Annotated in this window: 5 tRNA genes and 2 rRNA genes; all 7 read right to left on the reverse strand. The window is 46.3% G+C overall.

What is annotated here, in order from left to right:
* Nucleotides 1-64: 64 nt before the first annotated feature.
* Nucleotides 65-148: transfer RNA gene (locus F8162_RS21735), tRNA-Tyr, on the reverse strand.
* Between the two features lie 17 nt (nucleotides 149-165).
* Nucleotides 166-241 (reverse strand) — tRNA-Val (locus F8162_RS21740).
* Between the two features lie 5 nt (nucleotides 242-246).
* Nucleotides 247-321, reverse strand: a tRNA-Glu gene (locus F8162_RS21745).
* 21 nt (nucleotides 322-342) lie between these two features.
* Nucleotides 343-415 (reverse strand) — tRNA-Thr (locus F8162_RS21750).
* 4 nt (nucleotides 416-419) lie between these two features.
* A tRNA-Asn gene (locus F8162_RS21755) sits at nucleotides 420-494 on the reverse strand.
* 9 nt (nucleotides 495-503) lie between these two features.
* A 5S ribosomal RNA gene (gene rrf / locus F8162_RS21760) occupies nucleotides 504-619 on the reverse strand.
* Nucleotides 620-709: 90 nt separating this feature from the next.
* A 23S ribosomal RNA gene (locus F8162_RS21765) occupies nucleotides 710-793 on the reverse strand; the annotation flags it as partial.

The following is a 793-nucleotide window of genomic DNA, read 5'->3' on the forward strand; positions in this document are numbered from 1 at the left end:
TAATATTTACTAGTATGGTTATCTTTTCAAAAAAATAAACCCTCTCAGGTTATTTTAAAGAAAATGGTGGAGGGGGGCAGATTCGAACTGCCGAACCCGAAGGAGCGGATTTACAGTCCGCCGCGTTTAGCCACTTCGCTACCCCTCCGACATTTAAAATATATATGGTGGAGGATGACGGGATCGAACCGCCGACCCCCTGCTTGTAAGGCAGGTGCTCTCCCAGCTGAGCTAATCCTCCAAAAGTGGTGACCCGTACGGGATTCGAACCCGTGTTACCGCCGTGAAAGGGCGGTGTCTTAACCACTTGACCAACGGGCCAAAAATTTAAAATTTTTTCCAAGCTTCCAACCGGGCTTGAACCGGTGACCTCTTCCTTACCATGGAAGTACTCTACCAGCTGAGCTATGGAAGCATAATGGCTCCGCAGGTAGGAATCGAACCTACGACCGATCGGTTAACAGCCGATAGCTCTACCGCTGAGCTACTGCGGAATAATACAAGCCTGGCAACGTCCTACTCTCACAGGGACAAGGTCCCAACTACCATCGGCGCTAGAGAGCTTAACTTCCGTGTTCGGTATGGGAACGGGTGTGACCTCTCTGCCATCATTACCAGACTTTTATCATTATACACATTCTTTTCAGAATGTCAAAAGGAATTTTAATATATATTCCTTCAAAACTAGATAACATTTGCTACATATTATATGGTTAAGTCCTCGATCTATTAGTATTCGTCAGCTCCACATGTCACCATGCTTCCACCTCGAACCTATCAACCTGATCATCTT

Source organism: Bacillus sp. CH140a_4T (genome assembly GCF_008923725.1).
Classification (GTDB): Bacteria; Bacillota; Bacilli; order Bacillales; family Bacillaceae_G; genus Bacillus_A.